Origin of the sequence: Georhizobium sp. MAB10 (assembly GCF_045012825.1) — a bacterium.
Lineage (GTDB): Bacteria > Pseudomonadota > Alphaproteobacteria > Rhizobiales > Rhizobiaceae > Georhizobium > Georhizobium profundi.
In genome coordinates this window covers 994,480-1,020,131 of record NZ_CP118314.1, presented here as the reverse complement: position 1 = coordinate 1,020,131, position 25,652 = coordinate 994,480, and the positions used below count along the sequence as shown (strand labels likewise).

Below are 25,652 nucleotides of genomic sequence, written 5' to 3'. Positions count from 1 at the left end.
CGCAGGAGGGACTGCACATGGCTGTCATCGATATCGCCAGGCCCGAACACGACCGTCGCGAGCGCCGCGCGGAGTATCGGGAATACCGTCTCACCTATTTCGGTGTCTTCGCCTTCTTCCTGATCGTCGCGGTCGGGCTGCAGCTCGCGCCGCGCCGGATGCGCGCATCGGTTCCCGCCCTGAGCGGCCAGCGATCGATCCTCACCGAGGCTCGGGTCGCAGCAAGCAGCTGCATACCGTTCGCCTATCGCTGAACGGGGACAGATCCCCTGCGGTCCGCCGCAAGGGAAACGCCGAGGAAGCCTTTGGGCTGAGACGGCAGCGAAGACCCAGCCGGCACGATCCCGTGCCGTCGGGGACCATGGCCGAAGGGCCAAAACCTAGGAGGAAGACCATGGCTGAGAGAATCGACGGCGCGCTGTCGGGGCTTTCCGAAGCAGAAGCCAGGGAATTCCACTCCGTCTTCATGAGTAGCTTTATCGGCTTCGTCATCGTCGCGGTCATCGCTCACATCCTGGTTTGGATGTGGCGCCCGTGGCTGCCGGGACCAGAAGGCTACGTCTCGCTCAACGACGGCATCCAGCCGGCGCTCAGCGCTCTTCAGACACTCGTCGGCTGAGGGAGAGAAGACCATGTGGAGAATCTGGCTGCTTTTCGATCCGCGTCGTGCACTCGTCGCGCTTTTCACGTTCCTGTTCGCACTTGCTCTGTTGATCCATTTCATCCTGCTCAGCACGGAACGGTTCAACTGGCTGGAAGGCGCGCCGCAAGCCGCCCCCGCCGCCGCATCGATCGAACAGATCGTTCCGAACCCGTCCGAGCATCAACTCGGATAGGGCCGGTTCAAGACCGGTGCGGGCGCCGGCGGCCAGTCCGCCACGCCCGCGTCCATCCGCGCAAAATAGGCTGCGAAGTCCGCCCTCGTCGGGAGCGCGGCAACGGGTCCTTCTGGGAAGGGAGATGGCGCCATGGCAATGCTCAGTTTCGAACGGAAATATCGCGTGCGTGGCGGCACGCTGCTCGGCGGCGACCTCTTCGATTTCTGGGTCGGCCCATTCTATGTGGGCTTCTTCGGCGTCACGACGATCTTCTTCTCGTTCCTCGGGACGGCGCTCATCATTTATGGCGCGGCGATCGGCCCGACCTGGAACCTGTGGCAGATTTCGATTGCCCCGCCTGACCTTTCCTACGGTCTCGGCCTCGCACCCCTCAAGGAAGGTGGGCTCTGGCAGATCATCACCATCTGCGCCATCGGCGCCTTCTGTTCCTGGGCTCTGCGGCAGGCGGAAATCTCGCGCAAGCTCGGCATGGGGCTTCACATCCCCTTTGCGTTTTCCTTTGCGATCTTCGCCTACATCTCGCTCGTCGTCATCCGCCCGGTCCTGCTCGGCGCCTGGGGCCATGGTTTCCCCTACGGCATCATGAGCCACCTCGATTGGGTGTCGAATGTCGGCTACCAGTATCTGCACTTCCACTACAATCCGGCGCACATGATCGCGATCACGTTCTTCTTCACGAACGCGCTCGCGCTTTCCATGCATGGCGGCCTGATCCTGTCGGCCACCAACCCGCCAAAGGGTGAGGAAGTCAAAGGACCGGAGCACGAAGACACCTTCTTCCGTGACACCATCGGCTATTCGATTGGCACGCTCGGCATCCACCGGCTCGGCCTGTTCCTGTCCGTTTCCGCCGCGTTCTGGAGCGCGGTCTGCATCATCATCTCCGGTCCCTTCTGGTCACGTGGCTGGCCGGAATGGTGGACCTGGTGGCTCAACCTGCCGATCTGGTCGTGAGGAGGCGATACCATGTTCGAATATCAAAACATCTTCACGCGTGTTCAGGTCAGATCCGAACCCGATATGGGCGTTCCGATGCGCACGGGTGCCTGGGGGCGTGAGCCTCATGCCGGCTTCTCCTACTGGCTCGGCAAGATCGGCAACGCTCAGGTCGGCCCCATCTATCTGGGTTGGACCGGCATCGTCTCGCTCATGTGCGGTGTCATCGCTTTCGAGATCATCGGTCTCAACATGTGGGCCTCGGTCAACTGGGACCCCATCCAGTTCGTGCGCCAGTTGCCATGGCTCGCGCTTGAGCCGCCGCGGCCTGAATATGGCCTGACGATCCCCCCCATGTCCGAAGGCGGCTGGTGGCTGATGGCAGGTTTCTTCCTGACGACGTCCATTCTTCTGTGGTGGGTGCGCGTCTATACGAGAGCACGCGCTCTCGGCATGGGCACCCATGTCGCCTGGGCCTTCGCCTCCGCCATCTTCCTCTATCTGGTGCTCGGCTTCATTCGCCCGCTCCTGATGGGCAGCTGGTCGGAAGCGGTTCCCTTCGGCATCTTCCCGCATCTGGATTGGACCGCTGCCTTTTCTCTCAGATACGGCAACCTGTTCTACAACCCGTTCCACATGCTCTCGATCGCCTTCCTCTACGGGTCGGCTGTTCTCTTCGCCATGCACGCCGCTACCATCCTTGCGGTGTCGCGTGTCGGCGGCGAGCGCGAGATCGAGCAGATCACCGACCGCGGCACAGCCTCGGAACGTGCAGCACTCGTCTGGCGCTGGACCATGGGCTTCAACGCCACGATGGAATCGGTCCACCGCTGGGCGTGGTGGTTCGCCGTGCTGGTCACGCTGACCGGCGGCATCGGTATTCTGCTTACGGGCACCGTCGTCGACAACTGGTACCTCTGGGCCGTCAAGCATGGCGTCGCGCCGATGTATCCCGAAACATGGGCACCGCTGCCGGATCCGGCAGCAGCGCTCGCCATCGAGTAGGAGGGCGCCATGAGAATCGCACTGTCGTTGATCGGCATCGTCGCTGCCGCCTTGCTGACGATCGCCATGATGCTGACCTGGGAACGACCTCCGATGGAGGTCACCCAGATCGGCTATCGCGGCACCGGGATGGAACAGGTGACCAACCCTCGTATCCAGGCCGCAGCCATCGCCATCCCCGAGCCGCTTTATCCGCCGGAGTCGCCGGAAGGCACCCGCGCTTCGGAAGTCTATGAGAACGTCCAGGTGCTGGGCGATCTCTCCGACGCGCAGTTCAATCGCCTGATGGCTCACATCACCGAATGGGTCGCGCCTCAGGAAGGCTGCGGCTACTGCCATAACCTGGAGAACATGGCGTCCGACGAAATCTACACCAAGGTCGTCGCCCGCTCGATGATCCAGATGACCTGGGACATCAACCAGAACTGGGATGACCACGTCGCCGAAACCGGCGTCACCTGCTACACCTGCCATCTCGGCCAGCCGGTGCCGCAGTCGGTCTGGTACCAGAACGAGGACCTGCCGGGTGCCGGTGGAATGGCGGGCGACCGCAACGGGCAGAACGTCGCCACCGAGGTCGCGGCCTACTCCTCGCTGCCCTACGACGCGTTGACCGACTACCTCGTCGACCGCCAGGTCATCCGTGTGGTGCCGACCAATGCCCTGCCGCTCGAAGATAAGCCACTCATGCCCATCCAGTCGGCTGAAAATACCTACGGCCTGATGATGCACATGTCGGATGCGCTGGGCGTGAACTGCACCTTCTGCCACAACACCCGCTCCTTCGCGAGCTGGGAGACGAGCCCGACGCAGCGCACGACGGCTTGGTACGGCATCAACATGGTCCGGGACATCAACCAGGATTACATTCTGCCCCTGACCGGCGTTTTCCCGCCTAATCGTCTCGGCCCGCAAGGCGACGTGCCGAAGGCCGTCTGCTCCACCTGCCACAACGGCGTGAACAAGCCGCTTGGTGGGATCAGCATGCTGCAGGACCATCCGGAACTGGCCGGCCCTCCAGAGATGGCGAGCGGCATGCCCGCTGCAGAAGGCAACGACGGCGACACCATGGAGGCTCCGCTCGACACTGCTCCCGCCGAGGCACCGGCGGATGACGCCGCTGTGCCGGATGCCGAGGATGCGGTTCCGGGTGATCCGGCTCCGGCTGATGCCGGAACGCCGGATGATGCGGCGACGGATCCAGCTTCGGTGCCCGACGAATCCGGCACGGAGCCACCGGCGACTAACCAGAGCCAGCAGCCCGTCGCCCCCGCAGTCGGAACGGACGCGCCTGCTGAGGACCCCTCAGCACCTGCTGCGACCGAAGAAGCCGTGCCACCGGCCGCCGAGGAGCCAACTCCTCCAGCGCAATAGGCACATCCGAAAACGGGCGACGGGGCTCCCCGTCGTCCGCAACCCAATGCGCAAATTGGCGGCCTCGGCGGTGAGACGGTTTTCCTCCCGAACCCAGATCCCTGCCGACGCCATTCGAAGCGGCCCCGGATCAAAACCGGGGCCGTTTTGCATGTGAGAAGCTGCCTGTCGGGATGCGCTCAGGTACCCCTCGGGGCTGCGCGCATACTCGGCCGCTTTTGTCCTCAAGCAGGGATCTGCTGCTCTGCCGTCGGCGTCGTCTGCGTGATCCCTCGGGCAGGAACAACAGGCGGCACGCTTGGGCCCTGCACGGTCCTGACGCGTGTCTTCTGGCCTTTCAGAAGCCGTGCTTCCCATTCCAGGTAGTAGGCGAGCAGGAATTGCAGCGCGATACCGGCACTCAAGATCGCCGTGTCGAGCAGGAAGCCCGTTTCCGTGACCTGGCTAACGACCTGACCGGCCATGGAGAGGATGGTTCCCGCAACGAAGACCGGTAGTCCGTGACGCCCCATGACCGCCAGTGGATTGCTGTGAGCGAGGCGCGTGAACCTGGAGAAGATCGGGAAAGCGAGGAAAACGTAGGCCAGCGCCAGCACATGCAGAAGCCGCGGCAGCGTCAGGAACGTCTTGTTGAAATCACCGAGCACGAAAGGCAACGGCACGGCCTTTTCCAGCCCCCAGAGCGGCAGCTTCACCCATGCGAGGCTGACCAGAAGATAGACGATCGAAGCACCCACCAGACCAGGATGGATGGCGATGCGCCCACCGCGCTTCACATGCATGACGCCGGCCATGCCGATCGCGAACAGGAACTGCCAGGAGAGCGGGTTCAGGAACCAGATGCCGCCACCCGGAAAGTGGGGCGGGCCGATGCGGTACAGTCCTGCCAGCAGCCAGAGCGTTGCGGAGACGGCAAGCATGAGCCGCAGGCTGCGCGTGCCGATCAGCAGCAGAACCGGCACCATGACGAGGACGGCCGCGTACATGGTGAGAATGTTGTTGTAGCCGAGCTGGTGGCCGAGAGTGACGATGCCGAAGAGCGCCATGGGCGTGTCTTCGAAGACCGCCTTGAGATTAATGCGGGCAAGCAGATCCGGTGCCGAGAAATAGATTGCCCCGGCAGAAAAGATCGCGATCGTCACCATCGTGGCCATGATGTGCGCGACATAGAGCGTGAACGCCCGGCGCCAGGCTCGGATCGTGCTGGCGAGCCGCTGCCCCGCTTGAAACCTCGATCCATAAGCCAGCCCCACGGCGATGCCGGAGATCAGCACGAAGGCCTCCGTAGCATCCGAAAAGCCGAAGTTCCGGCTGGTGAATATCTCGTAGGGATTGCCCGGCACGTGGTTGATGAAGATTGTGATCAACGCCAACGCACGCAGCACATCAAGCCGGCTGTCACGGCTGTCAGGCAATGGCGCAGCCAGTGGCAAGGACTGCGCGTTCTGTCTTGCAAAGAAAGTCATCGGGTCTTTAAGCCTGTCCAAGCTTCGCCGCCCCGCGACGCTCGATGGCTGTCGCAAGGTGGACACCGTTTAAGGCACGCGCGCACCCACTGGCCCGCGCCCTACCGGCAAAAAATGTCCCTTGAAACCTACACCGGCCGATTGGTGATCTTGTTCTTCTTCTTGATCGGCCGGACGAACTCAAACGCCACGAGCGGCGTTTGGTTGCAAGCTATAGTGCGATACCGGCCTTCACATTCTCCACCAAGACGTCATTGACGGTGATGCGCAGGTCCGACCCATCGCGGTTGACCCCAATCCTGTAGGTCTTGCCCTCGAGACGCAACTGCGCGGAGAAACCGGGCCAGCTTAGGGGCAAGCTGGGATCGACGATAAGGCGATCGCCCTGTCGCCGGATACCGAGAATGGCCTCCACCGCTGCGCGATAGAGCCAGCCGCCGGAGCCGGTGTACCAAGTCCATCCCCCACGTCCGTCACGTGGACCGCCGGAATAGATGTCGGCGGCCACGACATAGGGCTCCACGCGGTAGCGGTCGGCTGCAGACCGATCGAGCGCATGGTTCACGGGGTTGAGCATCGCAAACGCACGGTGCGCCTCGTCGCCACGGCCCATCGCTGCCAGGGCATAGACCACCCAGGTCGCGGCATGGGTGTACTGGCCGCCGTTTTCACGCACCCCCGGTGGATATCCCTTGATATAGCCGGGCTCCTTGTCGGAGTTTTCGAAAGGCGGCGTGAAGAGCCGGATGATCTGCGCATTGTCATCGACGAGATGATCGATGACCGCATTCATCGCCTGCTCGGACCGTGCCGGATCGCCGAGACCCGAAAGCACGCTCCAGGATTGGGCGATGGAGTCGATCCGGCATTCGTCGCTGACATGCGAGCCAAGCGGCGATCCGTCGTCGAAATAACCGCGGCGATAGTAGTCGCCATCCCAACCGGGTCCAGCAAGCGCCGCGCTGAGCTTGTCTATATGGGCGCGCCAAGCGTTCGCCCGCTCCGTTTCACTGCGCTCCAGCGCAATCGGCTCGAAGCGATCAAGCACATGGATCAGGAACCAGCCGAGCCACACGCTTTCACCGCGCCCGCCTTCGCCGACCCGGTTCATGCCGTCGTTCCAGTCACCGCCGAGGATCAGCGGCAGACCGTTCGGGCCCGTGCGTTCGACGGCAAGATCGAGAGCGCGCGCGCAGTGCTCGTAGAGCGGCGCGGTGTCTTCCGAAAGCTGCGGCTGGAAGAAGCTGTCATGCTGACCTTCCGCAAGAGCGGGACCTTCCAGGAATGGCAATGGTTCTTCGAGGATCGCTCGGTCCCCGGTCACCTGAAGATATTCCGCCGTTCCGTAGCCGAGCCACACGACGTCGTCCGAGATCATCGTGCGGACGCCGGCGCCCGTGGCAGGCAGCCACCAATGCTGAACATCGCCTTCGCGGAACTGCCGCCCCGCCGCATTCAGGATCTGCGCCCGCGCGAGCGATGGGTCATGCAGCATCAGCGACAGCGTATCCTGCAGCTGGTCGCGGAACCCATAGGCACCGCTGGCCTGATAGAACGCGGACCGCGCCCGGATACGGCAGGCCAGCGATTGATAGGGCAGCCAGCGATTGACCATGAAGTCCATCGCCCGGTCAGGCGTCTCGATGGTGAGCGTCGAGAGGAAACCGTTCCATTCGGCGTTGATGGCGGTGAGCGCCTGATCGAAATGCGCAGGCGATGCGAGGGCGGCGATGCGCTCGGCCTCTGCCATGCTGTCCGTATCGCCGAGAGCGAAGATCACCGTGCAGCTTTCGCCCGGTGCGAGATCGATATCCTTGGCGAGTGCGGTGCACGGATCGCCATCGGGCTCCAGCGTACCGTCGAGCGGGAACAGGCCATAGACGGCCTCCGGCCGATAGATTGAGCCGCCGCTGCCGATGAACGAACGCCGGCTGGTGGTGAAGCTGTCGGCACCGTCAAGCGCCAGAAATGCGGTGCGGCCGGCATAATCGATGCTGTACGGGTTGGTGGCCGTCAGCACGTTCTCCGACGGCCGCTCAGATTTCACGAAGGGCGCAGTTCGGCCGCGATTGCCGCCAAGAACCCATTCCACGTAACCATAGACCCTGAGCTGCCGGCTGATCTCGCCATCGTTGCGAATGGTGAGACGCGAGAGCTTGATCGGGTTTTCTGGGTCGACGATCTGTGTGAGCTCGAGCGCGAGACCGCCGCGTGCGGTCGTGAACGTGCTGAACCCCTGCCCGTGCCGCACTTCATAGACCTCTGGCCCATCCTCGGCGAATGCCGCAAACGGCGTCATCACGCGACCGGATTGACGGTCGGCAACGAAGAAGGCTTCGCCCGGCCGGTTCTCGACCGGGTCGTTGGTCCATGGCGTCAGCTGATAGTCCCGTGAATTCAGGCTCCACGTGAACGCCGAACCTTCTGCCGCGATGTGCCCGCCGAACGTGCCGTTGGACAAAACGTTGATCCAGGGCTGGGGCGTCGCTTCGCCGGCACGCAGGCGCATCACATAATTCGCGCCGTTTTCGGCAAATCCGCCATAGCCGTTGAAGAACTCCAGATCGCTGCCGTCCACCGCTGCGGAACCGAGCGGCGCCTTGACGGCACGGCCCGGCACCAAAGGCGATGTTACCGATGGCGCCGTCAGCATCTGCCGGTCGTCATCCACCTGCGCGGGACGGCCCTTCGACTTGCGTTCTGCCTCCGCGGAGGCGCGGGCAGCCGCCGCGGCACGATCGATCTGCGTCGACAATTTGCCGTTGCGGGCATGGAGCACGATCCGCGAGGCAGCGAGCAGTTGCTCGTAAGTCGCCTGGTCCATCAGGTCGCGCCGCACGGCAAAGATGTGCTGGCGCGGACCGTCGGCCGTGCCGCGCAGGCGCGCATTCTCGCACATGGATTCGATCGCGTTCTGCAGATCCTGCGCGTAGGAACTCGCCTTCTCGTTGATCACGACGAGGTCGGCAACGAGACCGCGTGCGCGCAGATATTCTTGGCCCAGAAGCGCCTTGCGCACGATTTCGAGGTCGGTGTCGTCGTTGATGCGAAGTGCGCAAATCGGATAGTCGCCCGAAATGCTGAGCGGCCAAAGAGCCGACTGCCGCGTGAGACCTGACGTGAAGGATTCCGTCCCGCTGCGAAGCTCGAGATCCGGATAGACGAGGTATCGCGCAAGCCGCTGGAAATCGGCGGCTTCCTGCGAGCTGACACCCACATGGCGCGTCTGCACCTGTGACCGGGTCCAGGCTTGCATCAGCTCGTGATTGAAGCTTTCCGCATGGCGATAGCGCGCCACGGCTTCCTCGAGCTCCGAGCGGCTCGGTGCCGCGATCGTCCAGAAGATCACCCGCGTCTTCTTGCCGGCAGGAACGCGCACGGTGCGCCTCAGCGACAGGCAAGGGTCCATCGTGAAGCCCTGGCTGCCGGACAAGGCGTCGCGCCCGTCAAAGGCCTGCGCCTCGCTGAGCGTGCGGCCGCGCCCGATGAAGGCACGACGGTCCGTTTCCACCTGCGTTTCGCGGCTGGTGTTGGAGCTGTCGACGATCAGGTGCGCCACCTGCATGTCCGGATCACCGGGCGACCGCTTCTTGCGCTCGGCAAAGATCGCGTCGCCCTGCCGGGCAATCTCGGTCTTGACGAACATCTTCGAGAAGGCCGGATGCGCCATGTCGGCATCATCGGCCCCGATCACCAGTTCGGCGAACGACGTGACCTCGATGAACCGGTCCTCTTTCGACGTGTTGAAGATCGTGAGGCGCTTGCCCTCGGCGTCGCTTTCCACGCCGACGATGCATTCGAGTTCGGTGCGGATATCGCCGACCGTCTTGTAGAACTCGGCCTTGTCGTCGGCAAAGATCGCCGTCGCCTTCTCGCCCGGAGCCTGTTTCGGCTCGACCGTTGCCGACCACCAGTCACCCGATCGCGTATCGCGCAGGAAGATGTATGATCCCCAGCGGTCTTCGGTCGGGTCCGGCCGCCAGCGCGAAACGGCAAGGCCGTTCCAGCGCTGATAGCCCGAACCGGTTGCTGTCAGCATCGTTGAAAAATGGCCATTTGAAAGCAGAACTACGGTGCGGTCTGCGACCTTCGGGTTTTCCACGATCCGCAATGCGGGCCGTCGCAGGTCTGTCGTCCCCTTGTCCGCCAGCTTTTCCTCGTGCTTGACGGTGATCACCGGCACGTCGCGCGGCGCCTTTTCCTGCAGCAGCAGTTCCGCCGCTTCGATCACCGGATCGCTGTGGAACAGATCTCTGAGGCGACCCGAGAAGACGACATTGGCGATGGCTGTAATCGACATGCCGTGATGGTGGGCCATGTAGTTCTTGACCACCGCGTATTTCTGCTTCTCCGGCACGCGGCTCGGCGTGAAGTCGACCGCGTCATAATAGCCATAGCGCCCCATAGCACCCAGATTGCGCAGGCGCTTGAGGTTGTCGACCGCGTCGCGCGGGCGGTACTGGCTGGCAAGGATCGTCGCATAGGGCGCGACGACGGCATTCTCACCCAGCCCACGCTTCAGGCCGAGCGAGGGCACGCCAAAGTTTGTGTACTGATAGGTCATCTCCGGGTCGCGTGCATTGAATGCCGCTTCCGATATGCCCCACGGAATACCAAGGCTTGCGCCATATTCCATCTGGCGCTTGACGATGAGATTGTTGGTCTGGTTGAGGATGCCGCCCTGGCGCTCCTGCATGACGAGCGGCGGCATCAGATATTCGAACATCGATCCCGACCACGACATCAGCGCGCCATGGGCACCCACGGGCACAATCGGCCGGCCGAGACGGAACCAGTGCTCGGTGGGCAGGTCGCCCTTGGCAATGCCGAACAGGCTGGTGAGCCGCGCTTCGGATGCCAGAAGATCGTAGCAGCTTTCGTCCAGTTCGTTCTCGACGACCCGGTAGCCGATCGACAGAAGACGGCGCTCGGCCCGCAGCAGGAAGCGGAAATCCATCGAAAACGCGATGTCGCGTGTGCGATCGCGCAACGCTTCAAGGCGCGAGCGCAGCCCGCTGATCTGCTGCGGCTCGAACACCGCATCTGCCACATGCGCCTCGCAGGCGGAGATCAGGCTGCGCGACCAGGCGACCAGTTGCTCGGTCTCCGCCGAGCCGATCTCCCCATGAAGATCGTCGGCGAGCTTTTCAATTTCGCGGGCAAGAACGGAGAGGTTGATGGTGCGGATCGAAGCGAATTCCGGCTCGTGCTTCAGACGTGCGAGCGCACGGCGGAAGCCTTCGATGCGTTCCGATATGCGCTTGCGCAGCGGCCGAACCGTACGCCGGTCGTCCGCAACCTGGTTGAAGGTCTCCTCCAGAATACCAGCGACATCGTCGATGCCGTCGATCGATCCTTGCAGGAACGCCGCAGGCGCATCGGCCCAGTCGCGGCAGGCCGACGAAACGGCGATCAGGTGACCGGCGAGGTTTCCGCTGTCGACGGCGGACACGTATTTCGGCAGCAGCGGCTGCAGCGTGCGGGTATCGTACCAGTTCAGGAGATGGCCGCGATGCTTCTCCATGCGGTCGAGAGTGCGCACGCACTGCTCCAGACGGCGCACCGATTCCTCAAGGCTGATCCAGCCGAAGTCTCGGGCCGAGACAATGGAGAGCAGATAGATGCCGATATTGGTGGGCGATGTGCGGCCTGCCACGACGGGCGCCGGCGATTCCTGGAAATTGTCCGGCGGAATATGGTTGTGCTCTTCGTTGACGAAGGTTTCGAAGTAGCTCCAAGTGCGGCGCGCGACGCGTCGCAGTTCGTCGCGATCGGCATCGCTGACAACGAGCCGATCCTCTGTCTCGGCCGATTGGCTCACGAACCAAGCGATCGCCGGCGACAGAACCCACAGGAGGGCAAACGGCACGGCGACCAGCTCGCCGCCATTGCCGATCGACAGGAAGGGGATCAGAAACGCCAGGAGGCCGATGGCGACCGCTTGCCACATCGATCTGTAATAGGACGCGATGTCGCCGCTCGCGCTGGAATGTGCCTGCGCGGCCGTGCGCCATTCCAGCATCTTCGCGTGGCTGACGAACAGGCGATAAAGGCTTCGGCCGAGCGCGTCAGTCATGATCCAGGCGGTGTGCGCCATGAAGATGACGCGCAGCACAACCTGCGCCGTGGCGGAAGCGAATTCCTCGATCACGGACTGAAGATGCGCGCGCGGAATGATATCGGTTCGCCGCGGGATCGCGCCGGACAGAAGTCCGATGGTCGGAGCGACGAACAGGCTGACGATCATGATCATCTGCCACAAGAGGGCGGCATTAATCGGTAGGATCGTCCAGCCGGCCACCGATCCGAGCACCCAGGCAATCGGCGTCAGCGAGCGGCGGAGATTGTCGATCATCTTCCAGCGGCCAAGCGCGGTCACGCCACTGTTTGCCTTGCAGATGAACGGAAGAAGCTGCCAGTCGCCCCGTGCCCAGCGATGCTGCCGCGATGCTTCCACCTGATAGCGGACAGGAAAATCCTCGACCAGCTCGACGTCCGTCACCAACGCACTGCGGGCGAAAGAGCCCTCCAGCAGATCGTGGCTCAAAACCGCATTTTCGGGGATCCGCCCGCTGAGAGCGGCCTCGAATGCATCGATGTCGTAGAGGCCCTTGCCCGTGAAAGACCCTTCCTCGCCGATATCCTGGTAGACGTCCGATACGGTGAAGACGTACGGGTCGAGACCGCGATTGACCGAGAAGATGCGTTGGAACGCGGACGCCTCGTGTCCGGTCGTCAGCGACGGCGTCACGCGCGGCTGAAGAATGCCGTAACCCTTCGTCACGCGTCCCGTCTCGGCATCGAACACCGGCCGGTTCATCGGATGCGCCATCTTGCCGGCGAGTTTGGTGACGGCGTCACGCGTGAGGCGCGTGTCGGAATCGAGCGTCATCACATATCGGATGGCGGATGGAAGCGGTGTTTCCGGCTCGAGATAGGTGGTGTCCTTGTCGCCCCGCAAAAGCAGGTTCAGCTCGTGCAGCTTGCCGCGCTTGCGCTCCCAGCCCATCCAGGCGCCCTCGGCAGGATTATAAAGCCGCCGGCGATGCAGCAGGTAAAAGCGCGTGCGGCCGTCGAAGGCATAGCGCGCGCTGAGCTCCCTGATCTGCTGGTTGGCATAATCGAGGATTTCGAGATCCTTGGGGCTCTCCTCGACATCGCTGTCGGTCCAGTCGGACAAAATCGCGAAATAGATTTCGCCCGCAGTATTGGCGAGATAATGGACTTCCAGATTGCGGATCAGCTCATCGACACCGTCTCGCGATCCGATCAGCGAGGGCACCACGAGCAGCGTGCGCTGGTCCTCCGGGATGCCCTCCTTGAACTCGTACCCAATCAGCCTGGTTGGCCGAACGGTGAGCGAGACCAGCGTGTTGTAGAGACCCGTCGCCGCTTCGGTGGCAGGCAGCAGGAAAAACGCCAGCAACAGGATGGCCGGCCCGGTTGGAACACCGAGCGAGGAGAGCAGCCACCACGCAAGCGCCATGAAGATGGGCACGAGCGCGAGGTTCGGAACCGCGATGGACAGCCAGCCAAAGCGCTTCGCGCGCTGCCAGATCTGGTCACGAATCGACGGACGGTACCCGATGGCCTTTTCGAGCTTGGCTCGGTGATCGCCCACAACGAACGGTCCGATATCGAGCTCCTCATCCGGCAAGGCCGCATCGGAGGCCATGGCCAGGGCCGTCTCGGCAACGAACACCTCTTCCTTCTTGGCTCGGCGGGCGAGGCGCTCGATCGCGTCGCGGTAGATGTCGCGCGATTGGAAGTCGAGCCGAGAGAATGTCGACCGCTCTCTCAGGATATTGTCGACGCGGCTGACGGTTTCGAACCAGACCGTCCAGTCCGTGTCGTCGATCTTGCGCAGCGAGCGAATGATGGCGCCCATGGTGGCATTGCCGAAGGAAAGACGGCTGTGCTCGCGCACCAGCACCTCTTCGGCATCCATGCCGCGCTCTTCAAGCCGCGCCTCAAGCCATGATATCGCTTCCTCGGCGACGGCCGAACCGTCGCGCAGCCGATAGAGCATCTGCGCAGCAAACGCGTTGTCTTCGGTGTGCTTGGCGTTCTCCGACAGCACACCGCGGCAGCTCTGGCCTGGCTCGAGCTTCTGGATCCGGTCGGCCACCTCGTTGGCAAGCCTACGCATGTTGCGCGCATGCTCGACGCGCACCGAAATACGGCTGAGATTTTCGATCAGCACGAAGCGCAAGATCGAGGGCAGCGCCCAAACTTCACCGATCCTCAGAACTTTTCTCGACTGGTAGCCATCCACCATCGCAGTCAGGCTCTGCATCGTCAGCGCGCTGTGCGTATGGGCGATGTACATCCAGGCGATGCTGAGCACGCGCGGTAAAGCGCCGACACCCGGCATATCGATCTTTGGCAGCTGCCGATAGAATTTGAGCGGCAGATCCTGGCGCACCTGCCGGATGTTTTGCTCGACCAGATAGTGGTTATCGAGCAACCACTCCGCAGCCGGCGTGATCATCTCGCCGCTTTCGTTTGCCTCGCGGGTCGAGCGATAGGCCTTGAGGATCGCGGCCTCGTTTTCCTTTTGGCGCGCCACGAGATCGAAGGCGCGAAACTCGGGCAGCGTGTGCACTTCGCCCGTGGCAAGCCGCGCACCGAGCTGTTTGAGGTCCGCATCGGACAAATAGTTCGCGCGGATCGAATCGTTTTTGTTCATACGCTTCAGGACTTTGGTCACGGCCGCGCGGCTGGATGCACCGCTGCTGGATCGTCGTGGATCCCGAGGCTCTGCCGAACCTGCGGTCGACGCACCATCATCGAGGGACTTGTCCTGAAAATTCATCGGCGTTCGTTGCCCGCATATGTTGAGAGGTCGTCAAGCGGCTTGAGTGATCTGAGTGACGGTGCTTTCAAACACCGCATTCGCGCTCAACGGTTCTGTTAATCTGTTTCTTATAGACGCGTTCCATCCCGCTTTGTCATAATTTTGAATTTCCCCCTGTATCGTGTTCGGAACTTTCAGCGCCCCATCACGTATATGAGAAGCCGAGAACCGTCGTCTCGGCGCCGGGACCCCGCCTCGATACAAATCCGCTCTGGGCTGTCGGTCGTAGTGCATGGCAAATGCGATGCGGCGGCATCCGCAAGAGGCGATTCTCAACGTGAACATCAGCGTGGACATGGATTCATTGAAGACTGCGAAATCTGACCAGATCGTGGTGGTCGGTCAGTTGGGCCAGACCCTCGACGGGCGTATCGCCTGCGCCAATGGCGCGTCCAAGTACATCAATGGCTCCGATGCGCTCGATCACCTGCACGCCCTGCGCGCTGATGCGGATGCCATCATCGTCGGTGTGGGGACCGTTGTGGCGGACGATCCGCAATTGACGGTCCGTCGCTGCAATGGCTCGTCGCCGCGCGCCGTGGTGATCGACCCTGGCCGTCGCACACCGCCCGATGCCCGCCTGTTCGGAGCTCACACGGAAAAGCCGCTCTTCATCCGTCGCGAAGACGACGTCCAGCACGAAGATGAGATCGGCGTTGCGATGCTTCCGCCCGGCGAAGGCGAAGACAGGCCGATGCTTGATCCCGTATCGGTGGTGAATGCACTCGCCGCACGCGGCTATCGCCGCATTCTCGTGGAAGGCGGAGCCTCCACCCTCTCCCATTTCATCAATCACCGAGCGATCGACAAGCTTCACATCCTGATGGCGCCGATCATCCTCGGTTCGGGCGTCAGTGGCTTGAACCTGACGCCGATCGACAGCCTCAACGGCGCCATTCGCCCCGATGTCCGCTTGATCCAGTTTGACGATGGCGACGTGCTATATGAGTGCACGATGCAAAGCGTGTGGTCGGCGGACTGAAGTCTTGCCGTGACCTCACCCCTATTTGGAGGTCGCAGCCGATGATCCGCAGGACCTATCATCCCACACAGCGCTTCTTGCACTGGACCATCTTCCTCCTGATCCTGATCGGCTTCCCGCTCGGGCTCATCATGGTCGAGCGGGATTACAACCCGGTCACCGACGTCATGTACACGCTGCACTGGTCGATCGGGCTCACCGTGCTGGCCCTCATGATCGCAAGGGTAGCATCCCGCTTCGCCTTCACGGCTCCCAAGCCTGCCGCGGTTTTGACCGGCTGGCAGCGCACGCTTTCGCATCTCGTGCATGTTGGACTTTATGTCATGTTGTTCGTCGTTCCGATCCTGGGCTGGCTCGGCAAATCGGCCTACGGAGCGGGCGCGCAAGGCATCAACGTCTTTTACCTCTTTCACGTCCCCGTCCTGCTCGAAAAGGACGAGGACCTCGCGGAGACCCTGCTCTTTGCGCATGAGATCGCATCAAAAGTGTTTCTTGTGCTGCTGATTCTGCACGTCGCCGGGGCGCTCTACCACGCCTTCGTCAAGCGCGACGGGGTGGTCGGACGCATGGGCATCGGCAAGCGGGTGGCAGAACCGGAAGCGTAGGCCACCACCCGAGACATTCGCCCGAGCAAATCAGATCGGGCGCGCGAAAATGTCTTCGTGCCCGACGACGACCGTCTCGGCGATCTTGCGCGACCTGAGCCATTCTTCGCGCGCGTCAGCCGTCGGTTCAGGATGCGCCGCGATACCTTCGGCGATCCCTGCTGCAAGGGCCTCGATGAGTGCTTGATCAGCTCGCCCCAGACGCCAGTCGCTTGTTCCGCGAGTCACGGTGAAGGCGTCACTGAGCTTTTGCGCGAGATAGTCGGTCGCATCGGGTCCAAGCGCACGGCCGAACCCCTTGTCGCGCCGCTGGTCCGCCAAAAACGCAGCGAGCACGGCCTGGTCTGTCGCATGGGGCGGCGACCAGGTCTCGGTGCCCGAATAATTCAGCGCGAACAGAAGCGCCGTCCGGTGCTCGGCGGCAGCCTGCGCCGCCCCGTCGAGCCATTCGGCCGAAACCAGGTCGATCAGCGCCGAGCCGGTGACCACATCGGCGCGCGCCATGTAGCCGTCCAGCGCCGAGCGGTCGGCAAGATCGGCCTGTTCGAAATCGACGCCGATGCCTTGGTCTATGAGACCTGCCAGCTCCTGACGCGCGCGGTCGATGAGCTGGCTGTCGGCATCGACGAGGACCCAGCTTTGGTGCAGGCCTGGATTGGCCTTGGCAATCGCCGGTGCAAGGGCGCGCGCGGTCGATCCCGTGCCAGCGCCCATATCGACGATCACCGCTTCGCCTGTAAGTTCGGCCATGTGGGCAAGAAAGGCTGCCTGAACCTCTTTATTGCGCGAGGCGTGATCGGCGGGCTCACGCAACGCCAGCCAGTCGGCAGCAAAACCCCTGATTTCGGACGTTTTTGTCATGCTCAAGCTTTCTGCCGCACGGTGTCGTTGATGAGTGCCGCCGTCTCCGGCCAATCCGGCAGGGATTGCCCCACGCGATATGCGCCATCGGCGACTTGCTCGCGATGGGCACCGTCACGGATCAATGCCCCCAGCGCTTCTGTCAGCGCATCGAGATCGCCTGGGGCGCCAAGCGTGCCCGCTTCGGATGGAACCAGATCCGGCACGGCGCCTGCGCGATAGCCGACGATGGGCAACCCCGCCGCCATCGCTTCGGCAAACGCCATCCCGTATCCCTCGTAATAGGAAGCGAGTGCAAAGATCGAGGCCCGCGCAAACAAGCCGTCGAGCTCCTCGCCGCCGAGTGCGCCTGGAACATGAATGCGCTCTTCGAGGCCCTTGGCTGCGATCGCCTGGCGGATGTCGTTGGCGGTTTGCGGAGACGCCGACGCGGAACCGACAATGTGCGCAGTCCAATCGTGCTCCTTGAGCCGTGCCAATGCCGCAATGAGATCGAGGTGCCCCTTGCGCGGCGTCAACGATCCGAGCGACAGGATCATCGGCGTTGAACCGGCAATCGCCCGCGGCCGCCGCTTGGTCCCTGGAACGGCCACTGTCACCGCGCTCTCTGCCACATCGAACAGGTCAACGACCGTCCGCGCCGTCTCCGCACTCGTCACGACCACATGCGCGCAAGCCGCGACGGCAGTTTTCTCGCTCTCGATCAGCGCCTTCGCCTGGGTCTCGTCCAGCCCTGTCTCAAGGCCAAGAGGATGATGAAGGAGAACGACGAAGCGGCGCTGAAGGCGATCGATCAGAGCCCGGGGCATGGCGCCATAGGCGAGGCCATCGATCAGGATCGGCTGATCCGGACCGATGAGCGCGATCGTCCGCTCGGTCTCTTCCAGGGAAGCGGTCGACGGGAACGGGTAATCGCCCGGCAGAACGATGTGCTCGAAGGGCACGCCCGCAGCGCGCCAAGCGGCCATCACTGCGCGGGCGTAGCCATAGCCGCCCGAAAGGGTCTCGATGTCGCCCGGCACGACAAACGCAATCGGCTTCGTCACCGAAGCCTCACCGCCTGCCATGATCAGAGGGTCCCGTTGTAGCCGGCGCGGGCGAAGTGGGATTCGTGGAGATAGACGCGGATCTGCTTGATGTTTTCCGACCCCTCGCCCAGGCCGCCGCTTCGCGCCGTCTTGGCCAGTTCGTCGAAGATGTGCCGGGCCAGGAACTCGGTCGTGGTGATCTGGCCCTTGAAGGCAGGGATTTCGTCGAGATTCTGATAGTTCAGCGGCTTCAGCGTCGACGAAAGCGCCTCCATCGCCTTGCCGATATCGACGACGACGTTCTTGTCGGTCAGGCGATCAGCGACGAACTGCACATCGACCGTAAAGGTCGCACCGTGCATGCCCTGAGCCGGGCCGAAGAACGGATCGGGCAGCGAGTGGGCGATCATGATGGAGTCACGCAGTTCGACGAAATATTCCGACAATGCTCAGTCCTCGTGAAGGAAGGGGAAGTGTTGAACGGTCAAAGATAGGACACGGCCGTCGCCAGACCATCCGCTTTCGGATCAAGAATGTCCCCGATGCGTTGCGGAAGGTCGACAAAGGCGACATCACCGGTGATCAGGCGATCATATTTGTCATCGAGCAGAAGCCGCATCGCCATCTCCAGACGCCGCTTGTACGTCCAGCGCACGCGACGCGAAGGCGATACCATCCCCACTTGCGACGACTTTAAGACGAGCCGGCGGCTGTGGAAGGCGCCACCCAGCGGGACGCTGGGCGTGGCCGCTCCAAACCAGCTGGCCTCGACGATAGTGGCTTCCGTGCCGGCCAATGACAATGCGGTTGCAAGACCCGCTTCGCTCGCGCTCGTGTGAATGACCACATCGCGATCCGCAGCCGCCCTGTCCGGTGTTGCGAAGCCGGCGCCAAGCGCCTGGGCGACCGTTTCTCGTCCCCCGTCGATATCGACGATCTCCACATCGGTACCGGCAATATCGGACACCACCCCGGCGACCAGCAGCCCGAGAACACCGCCTCCGACGACGGAAATCCTGTCGCCCGGCCCCGCGCCGCTATCCCAGGCGATGTTCAGCGCTGTTTCCATGTTGGCGGTGAGCACGGCGCGGCGGGGATCGAGGCCCTCCGGCAGCGCCGTCAGCGCCTCTCGTGGAACCTCTACGTGATTTTGATGCGGGAACAGGCCGAAATAGGAATGCGCGCCATCGCCGACGATGTGCCCCACCCAGGAATAGCCATAGCCGACAGGAAACGGGAAATTGCCATGCTGGAAGGGCCCACGCATGCGCTCATGCTCGCTCGGCGGAACCTTGCCGTTGAAGACGAGCCGTTCCGTGCCGCGGCTGATCCCGGAATACTGGGCCTGCAGCGCGACGAGATCGTCCCCGTCGCCGAGGCGGAGCGGCGCTGAGCGCAGTTCGACCTGCCCCGGTGCGACATAGGTGAGACAGGACGCCACGGCGCCCCCGACGACCGTTTCTTCTCGCATCAGGTCGGCCCAACGCTTCGAGTGCCGGCAACCCCGTCATTCACTGTGCCTGGTGGCGAACTCAGCGTCTCGACGACACGCCCGCGAAAAACGCTCATGCGTTCCGCTACCGCATCGTCCGGTGGCGTCATGCCTGCCGTGAAGCCGAGCGCTGCAGCCAGATCCGAAACAATCTGCGCATCGTCGGAAATGATATGAATGGGCACGTCGCGATTGTCCGTTTCGCCGGTGATGATGCGGGCAGGTTGATGGTCCCCGAGAATGATCAGAACGAACTCGTCGGCAAGCCGTTCCGCGATGTAGGAATCGAGATTCGCCAAAGCATATTCGATCGACAGGCGGAACTGTGTGCGAACCCGTTCCGGATCGGCCCAGACCTCCTGCGGCGTCGCGCCGTCCCGTGCCTGTTCGGAGAAGATCGAACCATCGCCGACGGCATCCCAGTCGATCACGCGCGGAATGGGCGTCCACGGCGCGTGGCTGGAAATGAGGGCCACCTCCGCAAAGAGGGGCTGATCTCGATCTGCCAGCCGCTCGAACCGGTCGAGCGCCGAAAGCGTATACTGATCGGGCATCGTCACCCAATTGAACGGCAGACCTTCATAACCGAGGTTGCGCTCGTCATAGACCATGTCGTAGCCGAGTGCCGTTCCCTCCGGCCAAGCCATCGTGATCGCGGGCATCACCGCCACCGTGCGATAACCGGCGCGATTGAAATCGTCGATGAGCGTCTGCCTGTTCTTGACCAGCATCGAATTGTAGCGGCGCTGATTGTCGACCCAGAGTCCGGCAAGCGTGGAAGCATGACCGAGCCAACTTTGGCCACCTGACACTGGCGATGTGAGGAAGCCGCTTGCCGCATGCAGGCCCTGGTCATCGACCGTCTGGTCCAACTGCGCCAGAAGCGGCCGGATGGACGGCGCGTAGAGCGGATTGTCGAGCACGGTCCGGCCATAGGATTCGACGAAGAACAAGAGCACGTCGCGGCCGCCAAGCCGCGACATCAGCATATCGTCTTCAATATCGGCCGCCGGATCATTGCTGGCTTCGCGATCGAATTCCTCGAGATCCTTGAGGCTTGCGGCGAGCGAGGTCGCGTGCCGCTGCATGAGCCCGGAGGTCGACGCAGTGAGGAAATGCAGGCCCTGAAACGCGGGATAGAGCTTGGGCATCTGCCAGCCGATCAGAAGCAACGCTCCTGCAACAATCACGGCAGCAAGGCGATGACGCCTGACGCCCGACGCAGTGATTCCGACCAAAAAGCCCGAGAGCACGATGATCGACACAAGCAGGAGAACGACTGAGATGGTCAGCCCGACAGCGGCGGCTTGTCCGAGCGTCCCGACCGCCAGATCCCAGACCGCGTTCAGGAGATGCGCGTCGAGAACCGGATTGAACGGCCGCGCCATGGCTTCGAACGCCGCCATGTCCGCAAGCTTCACGATGAGAACGATCGCAAGAAGGATCGCCGCGCCCCATCGGATGAGAGGCCGCAGAACGCCAGGCACGACCGCAAGCGCGATGATCAGGACGAGCAGCTCGATGGGAACGGCGGCAAACGCATCAGCTCCCAGGCGGGATCGGTCGTTGGGCAACAGAAGTGCCGCGGCAATGGCAAGAACCGCCGCAATCAGCAACAAAATCCCGAAGGGCCGCCGGCGGCCAGACCGCATGGGCTTTTCATTGTGCGAGGGAAATCTATCTGCCATCACTTGGACGATCCGAATTGAGGAACGATGACCTTCTGTGGGTCGCGGGGCGATAATTCCGGCTTCCGGCCGAAAAGATCCAAGAACAGGCGAGCCTTACGTTTCTCACCATGCCAGATCGTCATAAACTTGTCATACGGCTGGTGGCCGTGGTTGGACTTCTTGTCGCGGTCGCTTTTGCCGTCGATCTGGACGCGGCGATCACAAGCCTGCTCGATGCCGATCTCGCGCTGACCATCCTCGCCATCATCCTCGTGCAAGGTCAGATCGTCCTTTCGGCCTATCGGTGGCATTTCACCACGCAGCGCCTTGGGCGCCCTCTGCCGATCGGTCGCGCCATCTCGGAATATTACCTGGCAAGCCTCCTCAACATGGTCCTCCCCGGTGGGGTCGGCGGTGATGCCGTGCGCGCCACGCGGGAAGGCAAGGCCCGCGAAGGTGCAGCCGACAAGGCTTATGGCGTTGCAGCAAGCGCCGTCATCCTGGAGCGACTGGCCGGCCAGGTGGCGTTTTTCATGGTCGCCGCCGTCGGCATTGCCTGCTGGCCTCTGCTGTTGGAAGACACGTTGCCGGTCGGAACCGGATGGCTGCTTGCCGCACCGCCTCTGATCCTCGGCGCGCTCGCGCTGCTTGCCTGGGTCGGCACGCGACTGGCACCGCGCCCACTTGCGAACTGGCTGAAAACACTCGGCCCATCCATCAGAAAGGCGTGGCTGACGGATGGAGCGTGGCTCATCCAAGGCGCGCTGAGCTTTGCGATCGCGCTTCTCTATATCGCCGTTTTCGCGCTCGCCTCGGCCGCCATCGGCGCGCCGCTCGGCCTGCTCGCGGCTGCCGCACTCATTCCGCTAGTGCTTTTGACGATGCTGGTGCCAATTTCGATCGGCGGCTTCGGTCTGCGCGAAGGTGCCGCCGCCGCGTTGTGGCCACTCGCCGGATTTGCGGGATCAGATGGATTGGCGGCAGCGCTGCTTTACGGCGTGGTCAGTATCGTGGGCGCCCTGCCCGGCGCGCTCGTGCTGCTCAAGCGATCGTCGGCAGCCTCCAGCCGGGCGTAGATATCGCCGGACCCGCTTGCAGATGCACGCTTCAGCGCGACCTGCATGTCGGCGGCCGAAAGCCAATGCGGCTCAGCAAACTTGTGGCGTTCGCCAACAACCCAGTTGAAGCGGTAACGACCAAGCGCTTCGAGCCTGTCGATGCAGGCACGCGCACCATCGAGCGCCTCTGGAATATATTCGAACGCGACGATCGGGATAGGCTGGCTGAGCCCGGCGAGGATATCGGGCTCGAGACCCTCAACGTCGATCTTGCAAAAGCGCGGCAGGCCATGGGCTTCGATCAGCGCATCGAGCGTCGTCACCGGCACTTCGACCGCCTCATCCCAGTCGACGGAGGAGAACGCTTTGGTCTTTCCAACGGTATCGATCCAGTCGCGAGACATGGTCGTGACCGTGGGATGGCGTTTTGAAATGTGAAGCGTCAGCCGTCCGCTTTCGGAGCCCGCCGCAGCGCCGACGATCTCGATGTCGGGTGATCGGACGAAGCGGCGCAGAAAATCGAGGAAGGCCGGCTGCGGCTCAAGCGCGACGACCCTCGCGCCCGCCTTCACCATCGCCCGCGAGCGACTGCCGACATGGGCCCCGACGTCGAAGCACAGATCGCCCGGCGTCAGGAGCTCGCCGTAAAAGGCAGCGAGCCGTCGCTGCTTCCAAGGCTGGCCGCGGTAGATGACAAGCGAGCGGACAAGGCCGGCCAATGTGCGGATATCCATCAGGCCGTGCCCTCCTGCGGTCCGCCCACGTGCCGGCGATGCTTGAACAGCCAGACGATATCGACGGCGAACGAAGCGATGATGGCGGCAACCGCGAAGCCGGCGACGCCCGTGGCGGCCACGCCTGCAACCGGGGGCATCGCGAGCAGGCAAAGCGCCGCGCCCTGGATAACGCACACGGTCTTGCGGCGCATCGACGGCGGCAACGGACCATCGAGCCATGGCAGCAGGTAGGACGCGCCGACAAAGAGATAGCGCATTGCGCCGATCAGCAGCACCCAGCCTCCGACTTTATCGAGCACCAACGCCAGCACCGACAGGATGAGGATAAGGAGTGCGTCGCTTTCCATGTCGAAACGCGCGCCGAAGTCGGATCGGGGACCGAAACGCCGCGCCAGCCAGCCATCGACACCGTCGAGCACGACGGCGAGTGTGGCGATGCCAGCGAAGAACCAGGCAAGCTGCGGGCTCGGCTGCAGCGTCCACAGCGAAATTTCTGCGGTGTAGCCGGCAACAAGTGCCGCGAGCACCGTCCGCCCCAGCGTCACCGTATTGGGCCAGCCGAAAACGCGATACGGATGATGCGCGAGAATGCGGGAAAGGACAATCGCCCCCACCGTGACGTAAATTGCGAGAGACGTCATGGCGCTGATGAGCCCGAGCGTCGCCCAACTGGACACGAACGCATTGGTGACCACCAGCGCAACGCCGGCACCCACCAGGGCGACGACGGTCTGACGATAAAGATTGCGGGTAGGCAGTTCTGACGATACGGCGGTTTTGACGCCCGGATTCTTCTTTTTCATATGTGCCTTTACGCAACTGTCACAATTGCCGGATCACTTGGCGCAAATATCTGATTCGATCGGCGTTCGCACAAGCTCCCGGCTGGTTCTCCGGAACCGCATTCGTGCCCATGTGTTTTAGCGTTTCATTACCTGCAAGAGTTGGCCGTGATCACGGTCTACTCCGGCTGCGACTCTCAAATCCCAACCGATCCGGAGCAACGCGATGGCGAAGAGCGTGAAGTACGATGGCGACCTTTTCGCGACCCATCCCGACGGGATGGATTTCACTCCCGGACACAAGGTAGAGCCGCTTATCGGCGGCATGGAAACGTATGCGGCGCTTGAAGAAGCGATCGATGGGGCGAAATCATCTGTCCACATGGCCTATTGGACGCTGGAGCCATCCATCAAGACCACCGGCAAGGTGAAGGCCAAAACACTCAGCGGCCTCCTGCAGGATGTCGTGGAACGTGGCGTCGACCTGCGCATCGTGGTGGCTGATTTCGATCCCGTAATCGGCACCGTTTATCATCTCGATGCGTGGAGAGCCTACCGGAAGCTGCATGCCGTCGCCGACGCGCTGCCGGAAGATAAGAAGCGCCATCTCTCAATCATGTGCTCGCGCCACGACACGCGCTGGGGCCCGGCAGCCCGAACCGCGGCCCAGCCTATCCTGCGCTGGAAGCTCGCGGAGAAGATCAACACCATCAATGCCTTCAAGACCAAGAAGGAAAAGGTAGCCTATCTCGAAGCGGCACCTGGCCTGTGGCCTTTCGTCAATTTCGACGGAAAGACATGTTCGATCAAACCGACGGCATTCCCCGGATTCTATCCGGCGGCCCATCACGAAAAATTGTGCGTCATCGACGACGAGATCGTCTTTCTCGGCGGCCTGGATATCACCACCAAGCGCAAGGACGACTGGGAACACGACAACGCCTTTCCGTGGCATGACGTGGCCTGCAGACTGGAAGGTCCGGTCGCGACCTTTTTCGCCCGCCATTTCCGCAGCCGCTGGAATGAGGAACGTGAAGACAGCATCGCGTTCCTGAAATCGCTGAAGGCGCCGGAAGGCATCAAGGAAATGCCGAACGGCATCACGATTCCCGAACTCGCAACGGACGTTCCGGAAACGAAACCGATCAAGGGCGGTGTCGAGGTCAAGCCGATGCGCACGATCTCCAAGCAGAGCAGGTCGTGGCTCTCGCGATCGCCGACCACCCAGATCACCGAGATCAGGGAAACCTATCTCGACATCATTTCGAAGGCCGAGGACTTCATCTACATCGAGAACCAGTACATCCGCTCAACGGCGATCGCCGAGGCGCTGTCCAAGCGTGCCAAACAGAAGAAGCAGCTCGAGCTGCTGATGGTGTTGCCCCTCATTCCCGAAGATGCCTTCGTCGAAGACGAGCCCAACATCGCAACGCGCCATGGGCAGTATCTGCGCGAGAAGAACACCGACATGCTCTACGACGCCTTCGGTGATCGGCTGGGCATCTACTGCATGCAGATGCCGCGAGACGACAAGCTTCCGGATCCGGAAGAGGACGATCCCGACGAGATCATCAAGAACACGATCTACATTCATGCCAAGACAATGGTCTGCGACGACAAGATCGCGATCATCGGCTCTGCCAACCTGAATGACCGCAGCCTCGTGACGGACACGGAAACCGCGATCGCATGGCGCGGCGGGGATTCCGTGAAGAAGTTCCGCGTGCGGCTTTGGGAGCACGCTCTGGACATGGACACGTCGAAATGGACGTCCGAGCATCTCAAGCGCTGGAATGGCATCGCATTGAAGAATGCCAAGGGCACGGCCGAGGAACGTCAGGGTTTCATCGTCCCGCTGCCACGCCATCACCTCGACGCGCACGCCAAGAAGTCTTGGCTGGTGCCTGACGAACTCGTCTGAGGTCAAAAAAAAGAGCGGCCACCAAGGCCGCTCTTTCAA

The 25,652-nt window shown here is 62.5% G+C and carries 19 protein-coding genes; 10 read left to right on the top strand and 9 right to left on the bottom strand.

Annotation, left to right across the window (positions count from 1 at the left end; translation table 11 throughout):
* Nucleotides 1-17: 17 nt before the first annotated feature.
* The 6 genes from PU133_RS04650 to pufC all read left to right on the top strand — a co-directional run bounded on the left by PU133_RS04650 (nt 18) and on the right by pufC (nt 4,154).
* Entirely contained in the window at nt 18-254 is a 237-nt protein-coding gene (locus PU133_RS04650) for a hypothetical protein (protein ID WP_404863693.1), read from the top strand.
* A 140-nt stretch (nt 255-394) separates the two neighbouring features.
* Nucleotides 395-619, top strand: coding sequence for a light-harvesting antenna LH1, beta subunit (gene pufB / locus PU133_RS04645; RefSeq protein WP_126008185.1), 225 nt, complete (start codon nt 395-397; stop codon nt 617-619).
* A gap of 13 nt (nt 620-632) precedes the next feature.
* Nucleotides 633-836, top strand: coding sequence for a light-harvesting antenna LH1, alpha subunit (pufA, locus tag PU133_RS04640; protein WP_126008183.1), 204 nt, complete (start codon nt 633-635; stop codon nt 834-836).
* A 132-nt stretch (nt 837-968) separates the two neighbouring features.
* Nucleotides 969-1,793, top strand: coding sequence for a photosynthetic reaction center subunit L (gene pufL, locus PU133_RS04635; RefSeq protein WP_126008180.1), 825 nt, complete (start codon nt 969-971; stop codon nt 1,791-1,793).
* A 12-nt stretch (nt 1,794-1,805) separates the two neighbouring features.
* Nucleotides 1,806-2,780, top strand: a complete 975-nt coding sequence (pufM, locus tag PU133_RS04630; protein ID WP_126008178.1) for a photosynthetic reaction center subunit M — start codon at nt 1,806-1,808, stop codon at nt 2,778-2,780.
* A gap of 9 nt (nt 2,781-2,789) precedes the next feature.
* Nucleotides 2,790-4,154, top strand: coding sequence for a photosynthetic reaction center cytochrome PufC (pufC, locus tag PU133_RS04625; RefSeq protein WP_404863692.1), 1,365 nt, complete (start codon nt 2,790-2,792; stop codon nt 4,152-4,154).
* 224 nt (nt 4,155-4,378) lie between these two features.
* Here pufC and PU133_RS04620 read toward each other — a convergent pair whose 3' ends face one another.
* Together PU133_RS04620 and PU133_RS04615 are read right to left on the bottom strand one after the other, a co-directional pair.
* Nucleotides 4,379-5,620, bottom strand: a complete 1,242-nt coding sequence (locus PU133_RS04620; RefSeq protein WP_404863691.1) for an OpgC family protein — start codon at nt 5,618-5,620, stop codon at nt 4,379-4,381.
* 211 nt (nt 5,621-5,831) lie between these two features.
* Nucleotides 5,832-14,309 (bottom strand): GH36-type glycosyl hydrolase domain-containing protein, encoded by an 8,478-nt coding sequence (locus PU133_RS04615; RefSeq protein WP_404863690.1) that lies wholly within the window; start codon nt 14,307-14,309, stop codon nt 5,832-5,834.
* A gap of 445 nt (nt 14,310-14,754) precedes the next feature.
* Between PU133_RS04615 and PU133_RS04610 the strand changes: the two genes are divergently transcribed.
* Both PU133_RS04610 and PU133_RS04605 read left to right on the top strand, forming a co-directional pair.
* Nucleotides 14,755-15,459 carry a RibD family protein gene (locus PU133_RS04610; RefSeq protein ID WP_404863689.1) on the top strand — a complete coding sequence of 235 codons (705 nt, stop codon included), beginning with the start codon at nt 14,755-14,757 and terminating at the stop codon, nt 15,457-15,459.
* Nucleotides 15,460-15,500: 41 nt separating this feature from the next.
* Nucleotides 15,501-16,064: a cytochrome b gene (locus PU133_RS04605; protein WP_404863688.1), complete on the top strand. Its 564-nt coding sequence runs from the start codon at nt 15,501-15,503 to the stop codon at nt 16,062-16,064.
* A gap of 30 nt (nt 16,065-16,094) precedes the next feature.
* Here the strand turns inward: PU133_RS04605 and PU133_RS04600 are convergent, their stop codons facing one another.
* From PU133_RS04600 to PU133_RS04580, 5 genes are all read right to left on the bottom strand, one after another.
* Complete coding sequence (locus tag PU133_RS04600) at nt 16,095-16,925, bottom strand: class I SAM-dependent methyltransferase (protein ID WP_404863687.1); 831 nt, start codon at nt 16,923-16,925, stop codon at nt 16,095-16,097.
* Between the two features lie 2 nt (nt 16,926-16,927).
* The gene (locus PU133_RS04595; protein ID WP_404863686.1) at nt 16,928-17,992 is read right to left on the bottom strand and encodes a glycosyltransferase family 4 protein; all 1,065 of its coding nucleotides are present in this window, start codon (nt 17,990-17,992) and stop codon (nt 16,928-16,930) included.
* Nucleotides 17,993-17,994: 2 nt separating this feature from the next.
* The gene (locus PU133_RS04590; RefSeq protein ID WP_404864441.1) at nt 17,995-18,363 is read right to left on the bottom strand and encodes a 6-pyruvoyl trahydropterin synthase family protein; all 369 of its coding nucleotides are present in this window, start codon (nt 18,361-18,363) and stop codon (nt 17,995-17,997) included.
* A gap of 74 nt (nt 18,364-18,437) precedes the next feature.
* A complete protein-coding gene (locus PU133_RS04585; RefSeq protein WP_404863685.1) occupies nt 18,438-19,424 on the bottom strand; it encodes a zinc-binding alcohol dehydrogenase in 987 nt (328 codons plus the stop codon).
* Complete coding sequence (locus PU133_RS04580) at nt 19,424-21,097, bottom strand: sulfatase-like hydrolase/transferase (protein WP_404863684.1); 1,674 nt, start codon at nt 21,095-21,097, stop codon at nt 19,424-19,426. The genes PU133_RS04585 and PU133_RS04580 overlap by 1 nt, the downstream gene beginning before the upstream one ends.
* 185 nt (nt 21,098-21,282) lie before the next feature.
* Here PU133_RS04580 and PU133_RS04575 point away from each other — a divergent pair, with 185 nt between their 5' ends.
* Complete coding sequence (locus PU133_RS04575) at nt 21,283-22,191, top strand: YbhN family protein (RefSeq protein WP_404863683.1); 909 nt, start codon at nt 21,283-21,285, stop codon at nt 22,189-22,191.
* Here the strand turns inward: PU133_RS04575 and PU133_RS04570 are convergent.
* Together PU133_RS04570 and PU133_RS04565 are read right to left on the bottom strand one after the other, a co-directional pair.
* Nucleotides 22,107-22,907 (bottom strand): FkbM family methyltransferase, encoded by an 801-nt coding sequence (locus tag PU133_RS04570; protein ID WP_404863682.1) that lies wholly within the window; start codon nt 22,905-22,907, stop codon nt 22,107-22,109. The genes PU133_RS04575 and PU133_RS04570 overlap by 85 nt on opposite strands.
* Nucleotides 22,907-23,713 carry a CDP-alcohol phosphatidyltransferase family protein gene (locus tag PU133_RS04565; protein ID WP_404863681.1) on the bottom strand — a complete coding sequence of 269 codons (807 nt, stop codon included), beginning with the start codon at nt 23,711-23,713 and terminating at the stop codon, nt 22,907-22,909. Before PU133_RS04565 ends, PU133_RS04570 begins: the two co-directional genes overlap by 1 nt.
* A 205-nt stretch (nt 23,714-23,918) precedes the next feature.
* On the opposite strand from PU133_RS04565, the gene PU133_RS04560 reads away from it, so the two are divergent.
* Complete coding sequence (locus PU133_RS04560) at nt 23,919-25,613, top strand: phospholipase D-like domain-containing protein (RefSeq protein WP_404863680.1); 1,695 nt, start codon at nt 23,919-23,921, stop codon at nt 25,611-25,613.
* Nucleotides 25,614-25,652: the final 39 nt, after the last annotated feature.